Source organism: Paraburkholderia franconis (assembly GCF_009362735.1).
Taxonomy (GTDB): Bacteria; Pseudomonadota; Gammaproteobacteria; order Burkholderiales; family Burkholderiaceae; genus Paraburkholderia; species Paraburkholderia franconis.
Window position 1 is genome coordinate 14,118 of sequence record NZ_WHNP01000079.1, and the last position, 13,341, is coordinate 27,458.

Annotated in this window: 10 protein-coding genes; 3 read left to right on the plus strand and 7 right to left on the minus strand. The window is 57.8% G+C overall.

Annotation, left to right across the window (positions count from 1 at the left end; translation table 11 throughout):
* Window positions 1-319: 319 nt before the first annotated feature.
* The 4 genes from GCT13_RS39920 to GCT13_RS39930 form a co-directional block, all read right to left on the minus strand.
* Entirely contained in the window at window positions 320-1,876 is a 1,557-nt protein-coding gene (locus tag GCT13_RS39920; RefSeq protein WP_193727892.1) for an exo-alpha-sialidase, read from the minus strand.
* Window positions 1,877-2,019: 143 nt separating this feature from the next.
* Window positions 2,020-2,175, minus strand: a complete 156-nt coding sequence (locus GCT13_RS48805) for a hypothetical protein (protein ID WP_193727893.1) — start codon at window positions 2,173-2,175, stop codon at window positions 2,020-2,022.
* 67 nt (window positions 2,176-2,242) lie between these two features.
* On the minus strand, window positions 2,243-3,097 hold the full coding sequence (locus tag GCT13_RS39925; protein ID WP_152767418.1) for a hypothetical protein: 855 nt from the start codon (window positions 3,095-3,097) through the stop codon (window positions 2,243-2,245).
* 200 nt (window positions 3,098-3,297) lie between these two features.
* On the minus strand, window positions 3,298-4,074 hold the full coding sequence (locus GCT13_RS39930) for a hypothetical protein (protein ID WP_152767419.1): 777 nt from the start codon (window positions 4,072-4,074) through the stop codon (window positions 3,298-3,300).
* 1,453 nt (window positions 4,075-5,527) lie between these two features.
* Between GCT13_RS39930 and GCT13_RS39935 the strand changes: the two genes are divergently transcribed.
* On the plus strand, window positions 5,528-6,748 hold the full coding sequence (locus tag GCT13_RS39935) for a hypothetical protein (protein ID WP_152767420.1): 1,221 nt from the start codon (window positions 5,528-5,530) through the stop codon (window positions 6,746-6,748).
* Between the two features lie 543 nt (window positions 6,749-7,291).
* Here the strand turns inward: GCT13_RS39935 and GCT13_RS39940 are convergent.
* The 3 genes from GCT13_RS39940 to GCT13_RS39950 all read right to left on the minus strand — a co-directional run bounded on the left by GCT13_RS39940 (window position 7,292) and on the right by GCT13_RS39950 (window position 11,508).
* Window positions 7,292-7,891 carry a type 1 periplasmic-binding domain-containing protein gene (locus GCT13_RS39940; RefSeq protein ID WP_152767421.1) on the minus strand — a complete coding sequence of 200 codons (600 nt, stop codon included), beginning with the start codon at window positions 7,889-7,891 and terminating at the stop codon, window positions 7,292-7,294.
* Window positions 7,892-8,597: 706 nt separating this feature from the next.
* Window positions 8,598-10,376 carry a hypothetical protein gene (locus GCT13_RS39945; protein ID WP_193727894.1) on the minus strand — a complete coding sequence of 593 codons (1,779 nt, stop codon included), beginning with the start codon at window positions 10,374-10,376 and terminating at the stop codon, window positions 8,598-8,600.
* A gap of 937 nt (window positions 10,377-11,313) precedes the next feature.
* Entirely contained in the window at window positions 11,314-11,508 is a 195-nt protein-coding gene (locus GCT13_RS39950) for a transposase (RefSeq protein ID WP_321574929.1), read from the minus strand.
* A 443-nt stretch (window positions 11,509-11,951) separates the two neighbouring features.
* Here GCT13_RS39950 and GCT13_RS39955 point away from each other — a divergent pair, with 443 nt between their 5' ends.
* The gene (locus GCT13_RS39955; protein ID WP_152767422.1) at window positions 11,952-12,410 is read left to right on the plus strand and encodes a hypothetical protein; all 459 of its coding nucleotides are present in this window, start codon (window positions 11,952-11,954) and stop codon (window positions 12,408-12,410) included.
* A 310-nt stretch (window positions 12,411-12,720) separates the two neighbouring features.
* Window positions 12,721-13,212: a type II 3-dehydroquinate dehydratase gene (locus GCT13_RS39960; RefSeq protein WP_152767423.1), complete on the plus strand. Its 492-nt coding sequence runs from the start codon at window positions 12,721-12,723 to the stop codon at window positions 13,210-13,212.
* Window positions 13,213-13,341: the final 129 nt, after the last annotated feature.

A 13,341-nucleotide genomic window follows, 5' to 3' on the forward strand; every position in this document is an offset into this window, starting at 1 on the left:
CGCCGTCGGCCAGCGCGACGATTGGCCGGTTCACGGAATCTTGACCCGACGGTTCAGCTCCGTCGCAAGTCCGGCGGCGCCGGGCTCCAACCGGGTGCCGGGCATGCGACGCCTCGCCTACGCGCGCGGCGTTGGCATGGGAACGCTCGCCATCGGCGCGCAACCGCGCCCCGCGTTACCCGATACAGGATCACCGCGCAACGAACAAGACTACTGATCGCCGGCGCGACCTGACACGCTGCCGGGTTCGGTTGCGGCGACGCAGTGCGGCCTGCCCGGAGGGGTTGAGCCGACGACAGCCGTCGGCGGCGCCCCGGGTTCAATAGTTCACACCGCTGAAGTAGATATCGGTGTTGCCGAACGCCTTCGAACATTGTGTGATGACATCAGGCGCCGTTGCGCTGACCCCCGCGGCCAAAGCAGCGCGATACGCGTCAACGGCAGCGCAGGGGCTGGCGTTACGTGCGTCTGTCCATACAGCGAACACCCGGCTTCCCTGTGAATCGGAGACAGCAGTAATGTAGTCACCAAGGAATTGCTGCTGCAGGCCGTTGAGGCTTGAGCCGTCGGGATCTGAGCGCATCGTACTGATGCGTTGTGCTACCCCGAATGTCGCTCCCCCGTCGGTGGACTGCGTGAAGAAACTGTCGTAATGGACGATTCCCGCGCCCGGCTTCGTTCCGGACGAAACGTCGTCCATCGCCTGGAAAATCACGTTGACCTTGTCCTTGTTCCTGGGATCCGCCGAGACCGAGGCAAAGAATGCACTCTGGTTGTCCAGGTGTCCGGCATGGACAGGAGTCGACCAGGTGATGCCACCATCGGTCGATCTTGTTGCCCAGACGTCCGCATGGTTATTAGTGTGGCTGCACCAGACGACGTAAAGCGTTCCATCGGGACCGATGCTCAACGAAGGAAACAGTCGTCCTGTTTGACGGAAGCTTGCTCCTGAAAGCGGTAGGCCGTCATCGTTGACTGGCGCAACGGTTATGATTTGCCCGGGCGGTAGAAACGTCTTTCCGCCATCACGGGAGGTAGTCATGAAAATGCCTGGCGCTCCCTTGGTATTAAGCCAGATGACGTAGACGGTGCCGTCGGGGCCAACCTTGACTGCCGCGCCAGTGCGGAATGTGGTGACGGTAGTGTCAGCCGGGCTCAGTTGCAATGGCTTTGCCCATGTGGCCCCGCCATCCGTCGATCGCGCGAAGAGAATCTGGTTCGGGTGGCTGCCTCCACCCGACAATTTCGTCCAGGCAACATAGATATTGTCCTGCGACGGATTCCCGGGATCGGGGCCAACGGCAATGGAGTCCTTGTCGTCAAAAATACCCTGAGAGTCACCACTGGCTTTGGTAACGAACGTGAAAGTCTGGCCACCATCGGTGGATCTGGCGACGAACAGGTCGCTCGGGGAGGCCCCGGGTGGCGACTTATCGGGGAACGCGAGCGTCGCATAATAGGCGTTTCCTTGCCGGTCGAACGCAAGGGATGGGTCACCATAGGCGTAGTCGCCGAATCCGGACAGGTCGATGAGACCTCCGAACGACCACGTTCTTCCACCGTCGAACGATGTATAGAAACCCGAAATCGAGGTTGTTAGCGAGAGGGAACACTTCGACGGGGTGGCATCGGTACATTCAGGCTCGGCGTACGAATCATTGGCACCGACGACGAGATTCAATGGATTCCTGGGGTTCTGGGCGAGAGCGGGCTCGTTCTGCTTGTTTTTCAGAAAGTACTTGTCGACGGTCGGATTGACTTGCACATTGTCCGGTGGCGGAGCTGGCGGGTTGGTGGCTTGAGCATTGGCGCTCGTCTGCCCGACCGACCACCCGTTCATCGCAATGACCGCAGACAGCAGGGCGGAGCGCAGCACATTACGGCACTTGCACCCACGTCTAGCTTGCAGTGAGCTACTGCCCGAAGAAACACATGCAATCATTTGATGCCTCCATTGGTATTTGCTACTTCGAGGGACAACAAGGCCATACAGGAGGGCCGGGCTCGCCTAACGTGCCCCTATCCTCCGCTTGCCGGCATCGACGACGCCGAATTGTTGACGGCAGAACCAGCAGGGCCCTGGTTGTCACCGCCGCAGGCGTTCAATGTCGTCGCGACCATTAGGGCGAGTGCTGTTGCCAAGGCTTTCTTGAGAAATGAGAGCAAGTCACTCATGCCGAACTCCAACGGAACGGGACACACGACATGTTGGTCATAGCTTGCGTTTCTACCCTCGCCATTCCTAACGGCCGACCACGTGCAAATCAACCAGCTCCGCCGGAAAGGCATCCAATGCGACACGACTTTTCGGGTTGGCAACAGAGGAGGTCGCGACAAGTCCCGACTGGTTGATATTGCACGACCCTGGCGTACCGTCAGGTACGCCGAACGCTGCGGTCAGAGGCCCGGATGCCCGGGCGCGGAATGCAATAAATTGCAGCGCTGGGGGCGCGAGACTAATCAGGTCGACCAGCGGAGCGCCGGGCGCTGTGTTAATGAACACGATATCGAAGAAGGAGTCGCCGAAAGCCAGGCGTGAAAGGTCCAACCGCTGCGGTGGAGCGGGAGGGCGAAGGCCGAACAGTGTCGGCTGCGTATTCGCAATTTGAGGAATTGTATCGGTCGTTAAATCAAGCTTGATCACCCACGTATTTGCGTGTTGGGTATAAAGCAGCACGCGCACCCGTGCCGTGCCGTCAGCGAGCGGCTCTTCGATCACTGTGCTGTTGGCGCCAATCGTTGTGCCGAATACATTGCTAACGTTGAATGCCTTGCTACAGTAGGCGTTCGCCAAGCCTGCATAATCCAACGCGCCAAATAAGGCTGATGTCTGATTTGTCGTAACGGTGTTGAAGCCAAGAAAATTCGGAGCAGGTGGAACAAACAGGAAGCAACCTGACCCGCCGGACGGATTGGGCGCACAAAAGGTGCCCTGGACATCCAGGAAATCCGAAATCGGCCGGATGTTCACGGAGCCAGTGGCGCGGGCCCTGTTTGAGTTCAGCAGATCCAGCCCGCCAATTGCGGCACCGGCAGCGATGCCACCCGATGCCCTGAGGATGGTGCGGCGCGATGACCGGAGTGAACGCGCAGTCAATTTGATTTGCTCCTTTTCGGGTAATGTGCTCGTTGGTCGCTATCAACGGTGGCAAATACAGACGCCCGCATGGATGCCACCGAACTTATCGTTTGCGCTGGCGTGACCTGCATGCATCACGGATAGCGTCCGCAGTTGGCCGGCTCAACTTTTCTCACCTCGCGAAACTGAACGCCACGCAAGTTATGAGAAGCGACTCTTCAGGGCTGAGACACCGTGATTTTGTAAGTCACGTTTTCCCCAAACTTGAACCTGGTGAAGGCCGCTTCAACGTGAATGCTGTGTTGCCCGGGGATAAGCGGCCGTACCATCAGCCAATAGCCGTCGCTTACCGACATGCCGGAGCCCGCTCCGCTCAACCCTTCTGTGGCGAAGAAATTGTTCGTTGGGACCGAAAATTGAAAGAAGGGTGATTGCGTTCGAAATGGCGATGATGACGACTGCAGGCCTGTGACGGGTATTCCGTCTACCGACGCGTTCACCGAGCCTGTGTTTATCAGATCGGCCAAGGTTTTAGCACAGGCGCTGCATTCGGCTTCGTCGTTGCAACCAGGCCCGAATCGGGACGACGGATAGACCCCCAAAGGCAGTTCGTAGGTTGAGCACTCGGCATTAAGAATCGGAATAAAAATGTACTGCCCATAGGGGACTGTGCATTGTTCGGTTGCCATGCCTCCGGACGCGGGTTCTGTCAGAAACCAGACGGTTCCCGATTGATTCGTATTGCAGTGCGTGCCGTCCGAATAAAATGTTGGATTAGGCAAATTCTGTCCGAACGGTATCCCAAGCATCCATTTCCACCACAGCCCCGACCATTCGCCGTAGTTTTGCCCTGTCATTGACGCTGCCTGGTCCGGTAGCACGATGTATGGATTTTGACTGCTATCAGCCAGTGCCTCGCGCCCTGAGAAGCCCAGGAGCGTGGCAATCGTGACCAACGCGAAGATGAGTCGCCAACACCTCGTATCGCTGTTCATATCGAACCTCCATTAAGCATGCTTCTACGCGTGCCGCGACGCCCCATCGGGCGACCGTCCGGCGGTTCAAGTATTGCTAGTGTGCAAAGCGTGCCCTGTGACTGGTTAAGGCTTCCTGCACCCGCGCGCCTGCATAGGCGAAGCCGCAACGATGCCAATGGCCGAACCCGGTCGAATCGCAGCCGTCGACTCGCCAATCAAGTGAACGCTGTGGCGGCAAAGGCGACGATTACCGATGTCTGCGACGTGCTCTCGACAGAGTGTGACCAGGTGTTTCATGGCAACCTCCAACGAATCAACTCGTTTTCTACGGGAGGGCCGGAACCGTGTGTGCGGTGTTCGAAGAGGCTACGGACAACGGCCAACGCGATGCCGGCAGGCAGTGGCGCAATAAGTTAACCGAAATAATTGCTTATGTGCATTCGAGCGAAATTAAAATTCTCCCATGTCTTCGGTCACGTTGAGCCGAAGACAAGTTTGAGAGCATTGCCCGATGTGATAATCAGCAAGACGTTGTGTAATGCGTGCTCTGAAGAAGAGGCAGTCTCCTCGAAAGTCTTAGTAATTCAATTGACAGAAAAACACGTTCTAATCTTCTAGAACTTTTTCACTTCGAACGCAGTATAGGTGAGTTAGGTTACCGAAAATTACTTTTTATCTTTTGCCGATAGCCGCTAAGTTATGGCGGAGCATTGCTGTCAGGACTGACTAGCGTTGTAGATTGGCCGACGAGCGTTTCGGGTGCGCTGGCTTCTCAATCTCAACTCTCCAGCGGCTATCGCGGCTTTGCCGCTCGACCGACGTTGACGGTTCGATGCGCATCATGTTGTCGGTCGGCCCCGCACGTGAAGATCAGGACCGGTTGCCTGGTTGGGTTCCGGTGTAACCCGGGAAGGCTGCATAGCCGTCGCAAGGGGGAAGACTTCGGTCTTCCCCTTTTCTGTTAGGTAGATCATGGGTGGAGCACGGCGGCGGTTCGACGTCGGACCGGGTGCGGCCAATGGTTGCGGTTCGCGCAACACAGAAAGCCCGTCATTCCGATGGCCAGTTCACTTCGGAACCCGCCGGATCCCCGATGGAAAAATTCGGCCCGGAGTATGCCAGGAAGACGCCGTCCGGGTCCCACACGATGACCAGGTCACGGTAATGCGCTGCCTCTCGATCCGGTAATGGAGCGCGCAAGCGCAGGCCGACTGGTTGGTGCGCGCCGCGCATAATCGCTAACGCCAGCCATTTATTTTGGCGCTAAAAAGATCTCCGCACTGTCTGATCCTGCTTATGCATTTGTCGGAAAGAGTCGGAAAGAAACAGCGGCATTTCGCCTACCATTTTCTTGGTGACGCGCCCGCCCGCCACATCGCACTACTCTCAGCGACGCCCCGTCTACTACCGCTATGCGGTGTCATTCGAAGTCGGACAGTCGTTCAAGGCAAGTTCACCAGATGAGGGCATCATGTCTGGATCATTTCTGAAAGCTTGCGTTGTCATCCTGTCAGTCCTGGCCGTTACTACATCGACCTTCGCTGGTGGGATCGGTACGGCGAATACCGGTTTCTCGTGCAGTCAGTCAGCACTCGCCTCTGCTGCGACCACACTCGCTTCAACGTCAGGCGTTGCCAACCGGGAGCAGACCTGGAAAGCAATACTTGCTTGTAGCCGACAGTTGCATGGCCAGCGTGCGAACTCACAGGCGCAGCCTGCCGCCGATACCGGAAACTTCGTCACATTCAATATACCAGGCTCCTTCGGGCCGGTCCCCACCGCCATAAACAATGATGGCGCGGTCACAGGCTATTATCGTGATCTGACTGGTTTTCACAGTTTCCTGCGCACCCCGGACGGAACTATCACCACGTTTGATCCCCCAGGCGCCAGCCTGGGCAGCATTGCGACTGGCATCAATCCGGCCAGAATAGTCACGGGAGAGTACGCAGATGCAAACGACATTATTCACGGTTTCCTGCGTGCCCCTGACGGGACCTTCACCACGATCGACGTCCCAGGTTTTATCGAATTCACCAATCCCACCAGCATCAACCCAGCGGCGACCGTGACGGGTTCTTTTGCCGACAACATCACCTTTCACGGATTCGTTCGCAGTGCAAACGGCATCTTCACTACATTCGATCCACCGGGATCTACCTACACAGAGGCCGACGCCGTCAACCCATCCGGGACCATCACTGGATTTTACTTATCAGCGAAAGGGGAAAGCGGTTTTGTGCGGTCCCCCGACGGCACGATTGTCACGTTCGATCCCCCGCTGGTGGGCAGCCTGGTTAACTATCCCATTCCATCGATAAATGCACAGGGAGTGATCGGCGGATCCTACTGTGAACCGGCCTGCGACGCCGTACACGGCTTTCTGCGCGCCCCCGACGGCACTCTCACCATAACTGATGCACCGGGCAATAACTATGGTACCCAAGTCGCTGGCATCAACTCGGCGGGCACGATCACTGGCTGGTATGTCCTTGCGAACTTCTCGGCGCAGCACGGCTTCCTGCGTACCAGCCAGGGCAGGTTCCTCACCTTCGCCCCCCCCCGGCTTGCTTTACACGACACCGGCCGCCATAAACGACTTCGGAACAGTCGCGGGAAGCGCCTGCGATGCAGCGTTCACTGTGTGTCCCGCCTTCGTGTGGACGCCGCACGCTTGACCCAAACGCTGTGATAGAGCCGACCGACCAGGATTTCGAACACGCCCAACTGTAGGTGAGCCCAAGTGTGCGGCCGGCGATTTCGAAACAGCGACGCGACTGAGCGACAGAACTCGTGCGACTGGACTACATCGTTATGATTGGTCGCCGGCCCTGGTGCCGGTGCGACAGCGAACTGGCAGCGTCAGCCTGTGGTCGACGTCCGTACTTCCGTGCATCGGATTGGCACCGCCTGAGCAGACGCATCCACATCATCGGTGATGCGGCCAGCCTGAGACGTTCAGCGAGACCTTCACACGGACGTTCGAACGTCCGCTCTACCCCAAACAAGCCGACTAACGCTCGCGATCATGTCGATCGACGCCCGCCTCCCTGGGCCGTCATGACATGATGGTGGCGTCGCTGTCGCCAGGATCACGGGCACCGGCGCCGTCCGTATTGCGATCGGTCGGGAAAGTGACCCAATCGTCTGGCAGAAGACGCGGGAATTGAAGGACCGAAAACCTGCGTCCAGGCTCGTGCTCAACTCCCCCTCATGAGAAGCGAGCATGAACCCTTCAGTGACTCGATTCGCGCAAGCCGTAGACCACGACCTTTTTCCCCTCGAAGCTTTCCTGCACACCTTGCTCGCAATTCGGCGGACACACTGCCTGGCCGTCCGCGCTAGAGCCTGACACGGTAACCGCCCTGTAGACAACGGATTCGATGAGCGTCCCGTCGGCAGCGACGACGATGTTCAGATCAGTCTCGACGCCGGCCGGCACGGCTCCGCCGGCGTCATAGATGATTTTCATAGTGCCGGTGCAATCGGAGTTTACCGTGTAGATGCCGTGCTGGACCGGATTGAATGTCGTCTTCCCCCCTTTCGGCAAACCGCCGATAACTCCGAAGTCGGTGCGTGAAAAGTGGCCCATACCGTCGAACGTCACTAGGGCGACGTCATCGAGGATCGACGGGGCGGCGTACGGATGCACCTTACCATCGGCACCTATCAATCCAAGTATCTCTCCGTGACCGATAAACCCAAACGGTCCCTTCAGCGTTGCGTTCGAGCAAAGGCCGCCGTGGCCGTCTTGGTCGCCGGCCTGCGCGGCGCCACTGAGCGAGAGAAGCGCAACGGCTGTCACCGACAAAATGCTTAAATACCTGATCTTCATGGTTGTCTCCTTGTCACCGAATCAGGCGCTTACCGTCGCCACCGCGCAGGGGTGGCCTATCGCCTGGCTGGATCAGGCGCCCGATTCAACTAGATGAAACAGAAATGGCTGCAGTAATCCCTCACAGCCGCTGTTTGCTGGGCAAGCGATGAGAGAACGCAAGGTCGTCGTGTATTGAGGAGTGTGGCGTGGGCCGGAATAATGAGTGGCGACGCCCTTCACCGAGCAGCCATTTTTCGCTCGGTGTCGGCGGATACGTGCAGAAGCGGGTTGCACGAAAGTCCGCGCAGTTGTGACTTCGTGAGTCAGCCACGCTTTAAAGTCGCATAGCAAAAACACTGTAATCCACTATGTTCGCGGCTACCAGGTGAATTTCGGACAAAAGGCAGCCGTCTCCAGAATCGCCCAATAATGTGCTCGCTGTGTAGCGGAATGTCTGCGCAGATCTCACAAGTCGGTCAGCATGCACGCGCGGATGGCCATTGCACCCAGGAAGCTACCGTTGACGCGAACTCCAGCCGCGATTGCCAGCGAAGCGCAGCTGTGGGCCATACATGCACGAAAAGGACGATGCGCCCTATAATGGGTGCTTCTCCGTGACTTCGCGCGACGCGTTCCCGACATATCACAAGTTCGCGTCGCGCTTTTGCAAGTTATGGTGTGTCCGCCAGACAGACGGTTTGCCCAGGCTTTCCGGGCGACACCGTCAGGTGTCGGGATTCCCCGCGATGAAGCTGGTGAATGCGTTATAAGGCTGACTCAAGATGGCACCGTCGATCATCAGACCGTAGGTCTGGTCTCCGCTATCCAGCTCGTAGTACATCACCGACTGGATGTTTTTCGTTTTCCTCGCGTTGAAGTACTCGGCAAATTTCGAACTGATATAGGTCGCCCGATAGGTCTCCGTTTGTTCCGGTCCGGTGTTCCATTCCGTGAGCAGGAACGGCGCATCGTAGCGGGCCTTGCAGTACGTCGGCAGGTCGAAGCCTGGACCCGCCCCATCGCAACCGAGATTGAAGATGTCGCCGCAGACTTCGTAGTTGTGCCATGTCGTCATGTCCCATCGTACCGTCGGATAGCCGCCCGTTCCATCGGGCTGCATGCCGTCCCACAACGCGTCGGATGCACCGATGTCGGCTACGCAGAAATTGACGCCGCACCTCGCGGCCGGTTGCACGGACTTCACGCCGTCGATCATGCCGCGCATGACCCCGCGCATGATCGGCCAGTTCGTGTTGTTGAAATCCACGACTTTCGTGCCGGCATTTCCGTAATCGAGAATGATGTCGCTTTCCCGTGTCAGCTCGTTGCCGCACTCGTACATCGTCACACCGTACGGGGCCAGCGCGGTGGCGACCGTTGCCGCACAGGACCGCCCGCGGTCGTACGCAATCGATTCGCTCGCGAATATGGCGCGGTTGCTATCGTAAATGCCGAGATCGATGAGCACGAACAAGGTCAGTCCCGCCGAGTGGAACGCCTGAGCGAGATTCACAACGGCGTTCAGTGATGTCGGGTCGTCTATGCAGCCGACCCGATACGTCGAGCAGCCCATGTTCTTCATGATCGATACGACCTGGGCAGGCGTGTAACGATAGTCGTAGTGTCCGTTGATCCCGTAAAACGTACCCGCAGTCGCAGCCGTGACGATACGCGGATCATTGCACGGCAGCCAGATGTCGACGTCGTTGCACACATAGAACTGGCCGCCTGTTCCACAATGCCAGATCTTGCCTCCGTACCATAGCAGCAGCGAAACGTTGTAGGTATTGCCGACAGTCTGGTTGTTGCGATAGATGACTCCGTTGACGAGCGTCCATACTGCACCGGTCTTGTCGATGATGTAGTCCGCAGAAGGAATCGTCGTGCCGTCCGCGGAAGTGCCGCGGGGATCGTTACATGCGGTCCATGTCGAACCATTCCACGCGTAAAACTGGCCGCCTGTGCCCTGATGGTAAATGACGCCGCCATACCATAGCACCAGCGTGACGTTGTAGTTGTTGCCGGCTTTCACACCATTCAGATAGACCGAGCCACCACTCAGCGTCCAGACGTTGCCCTGCTTGTCGATAATCGAGGCGGCCGGTGGAATCGTCGTGCCGTCCGCCGAGGTGCCGGCCCGAGGATCGTTGCATGCGATCCATGTCGAGCCATTCCATCCATAAAACTGGCCGCCTGTGCCCTGATGGTAAACACCGCCGCCATACCATAGCACGAGCGTGACGTTGTAGTTGTTGCCGGCTTTCGCACCATTCAGATAGACCGAGCCTCCCCTCAGCGTCCAGACGTTGCCCTGGTTATCGATAATCTTTCCGGCCGGTGGAATCGTTGTGCCGTTCGCAGACGTAGTTGCCGCCTTGCCCATTGCCTCGGCAACGGCGGTACTGTCAGCGCCCGGGTCGGAACCGCTGCCCCCGCATCCGCTGAGAATGTAGCTGCCGCCGAGCGCCGTCAGGCAGCCGATAAATTGGCGTCTTTTGATCATGAGAGTTTTCCGCAGCCGGTCTGGCCGGCAAAAAATGTGAAAACGCTTCCCGCGATAGCGCGTGCTAACTGAGAGCGCATGTTCATAAGCACTACATAATGAATCTGCACATAGGACTCCTTAGTAAGTACCTAATTCGTCGGCTGTCTGTGAACCATCCCGCAGGTGGTTACGCCGTTTCGCTCAGCGACATCGTGATGTGCGCCAGCCTGCGCAAGGCGCGCATGAATGTCGCTAGAGTGGCATCGACCTTCCGAAGCGGTTGCCAACCTGGCACCAGCAGGTGTCACCGCGTCTGAATTTCATGGTCTCCCGTCGTTACGTTCGTCTTGCCTGCGTTACCGACATACTGCGAAACCGTGAAAAAGTGCTGCACCCCGACAAGAGATGGGCCGTCACCACATCGGGTGGCCAAAGGGGTAAGAAAGGAGACGACGAAGGTACCGCCCGCGCGGCCACGTAGTTAGTACCGGTGTCGCAATTCCTCAGTCATTTTTTCGTTTAGCATATGACGGGGCAGCAAAAGCGAAATAGGGAAACGGGCAAGTATGTGTGCTTGGCCACACTAAAGGTAACAGTGACCGAAGTGGGAACCACAGTGAGGGCGGATAAAGGTCAATGGTGTACGACCACACACGCTCGTGGAACAGGTTGCGCGCAGACTGTGACCGTCGGGGGTAAAAGGTCTTTGAGTCCGGAAAGCCCCGCGACCGTTGGTCCTCGGGAACTGCCGCTCGAACGCCGTCAAGCAGAACAGCCACAACGGGTCAGGGCCAGTCGCCCGCTCAGCGCAAGTTCGAACGGCTGATTCTGGGTCGCTCACAGCCATTCGCTGAACCCTGCTCGGCCCGTGATTGACATACTGACGAGTGCATCAAATAGTGCGTAGTTGGCTACGCGGCATACCGAACGTGCTTTTCCTGGAACAGGTTGCGGTTCACGTGAGGTCCCTATGCCGACGATGCAGATGACGGCGAACGCCGTCGATCATCTCCGCCTTGCTGGTGGGTCGATTCTTGCCGAGCGCATTGGTCTTCACGTCCTGATTGAGCAGCTCGTCGGGATTGAGCTCAGGGCAATATCCCGGCAGTTGAACCAGACGCAGACGTTGAGCATGCTCCGCGATAAAGATTTAGACATCGAAGGTCGTGAGCGACTGACCAAAGAAGCACGCGAGCTGATCCACGAGGAATTTAGCCTGCTCCGCCGCGGCGCTACCCGCGTTGCTGCCGCTCTCCGGCCGCCGTGTCACCTATGTGTCAGACGGCGCGGCCGTGTTGAACGCCCCGACATGGGTGAACTCGCTGATGCCTGTCATGGACGGGCTCGCGCCGTGTCGATCGCATTTGACATTGCTGTAGTTGCTGCCGTCCCAGGGTGTATTCCGTGTCCGCCCAACTGCTCACTATTATCAAGTGATGCAACGTAAGCGGATGCATTTATCGTCAACTCAATGCGCTAAGCATTGACCTGGACAACTGCCTTTTTCGCCTAGAATCGACCCAGTGTTGTTCGACGTCCGCCATTCGTGGAACGTCAAATGACGCTCCCGGATGGCCTTTTTCTGGAGGCCATATGTTCTCGGTAACGACCGTTGCAACGGGTGAATTGTTCGTTCTTCCGGAAGCCCGGAGAGCGATCGACGAATGGCGTGGTCCGGTCAGCAAGCCGCTCATGATGGGATTTGTCCGGACGGCTGAAGCTGTGATGCCCGTCATTGCTTCACTTGGGGCTGGCATAGACGGCGAGCATCTGCTCTGTCTTGGCTTCGGATCGACAGACGTTCACTACGTCGGCGAGCTTCGGGTTTGCGCATATGCGAAGGAGGTTTCCGAACCGGAATACAGCGGCTGGCTGTCGTTGTTGCCAATGTTCGGGGACGAACCGCCTTCCGAGGAAGCTGCGATCGCCGCTGGCGAGTTGAGACTGAGAGGCCAGCGCACCCGGAACGCGGACGGTTCGATGCGCATCATGTTGTCGGTCGGCCCCGCACGTGAAGATCAGGACCGGTTGCGTGGTTGGGTTCCGGTGTAACCCGGGAAGGCTGCATAGCCGTAGCAAGGGGAAGACTTCGGTCTTCCCCTTTTCTGTTAGGAAGATCATGGGCGCTCCACGGCGGCGGTTCGACGTAGGACCGAGTTCTGCCAATAGTTGCCATTCGCGCAACACAACGAGCCGTCATTCCAACGGCCGGTTCATTTCGGGAACCCTACCGGATGCTCGATGGGAGCACATCGGCCATTCCGGCCGTTCGTGCCCCGCCAGTGCAGTCGTTTCACGATGACAGCTTTCGCGCGGGCCTCGTCTAGAATTGACTACCAAGCCGAGAGAAGGAACTGTCATCATGTGGCGAATTCTGCTGATTCAGGGCGCGAACATGATTCACTTGGGCAAGCGTGAACCGGAAATATACGGCAAGACGACGGCGAGCGAGCTTGACGCCATGCTCCACCAGCACGCGCGCTCGAAGAGTTACGAGCTGGAGATCTTCTACACCAACGTCGAAGGAGAAGCGATCAATCGCATCCATCGAGCCGTTGAAGATGGTGTCGACGGCCTCGTCATGAATCCCGCGGGCTTCAATTATGCGGAGTATGCACTACGCGATTGCATAAAGGGTGCAGCGCTACCCTATGTGGAAGTACACATGACAAATGTCGAAGCACCGGGGATCAAGTGTTTGATCGCCAAGATCGCGGATGGCGTGATCTTCGGTCTTGGGGTTCATAGCTACGTGCTTGGATTGGAAGCCATGCTTTATTTGCTCTCGAATTCACCCAAGGGCACGCTCAAGACGCACGGAGGCCAATCAGGCGATATGGTCGCACGTGAGTGAGAGGCGGCTCGCCAATGGCCGGTTGTTGTCCGTGAGTGGCCATACCGAGCGACTACTCGAATCTGATACCTGCCGTTTCAATGCTGACGGCTCGACCGGCGGGCGACGCGTCGAACCGAGCCGAACGCG

Coding starts and splice junctions, on each gene's coding strand:
- GCT13_RS48805 (WP_193727893.1), bottom strand. CDS start 2,175: ATGAGTGACTTGCTCTCATTTCTCAAGAAAGCCTTGGCAACAGCACTC.
- GCT13_RS39930 (WP_152767419.1), bottom strand. CDS start 4,074: ATGAACAGCGATACGAGGTGTTGGCGACTCATCTTCGCGTTGGTCACG.
- GCT13_RS39935 (WP_152767420.1), top strand. CDS start 5,528: ATGTCTGGATCATTTCTGAAAGCTTGCGTTGTCATCCTGTCAGTCCTG.
- GCT13_RS39940 (WP_152767421.1), bottom strand. CDS start 7,891: ATGAAGATCAGGTATTTAAGCATTTTGTCGGTGACAGCCGTTGCGCTT.
- GCT13_RS39945 (WP_193727894.1), bottom strand. CDS start 10,376: ATGATCAAAAGACGCCAATTTATCGGCTGCCTGACGGCGCTCGGCGGC.
- GCT13_RS39955 (WP_152767422.1), top strand. CDS start 11,952: ATGTTCTCGGTAACGACCGTTGCAACGGGTGAATTGTTCGTTCTTCCG.
- GCT13_RS39960 (WP_152767423.1), top strand. CDS start 12,721: ATGTGGCGAATTCTGCTGATTCAGGGCGCGAACATGATTCACTTGGGC.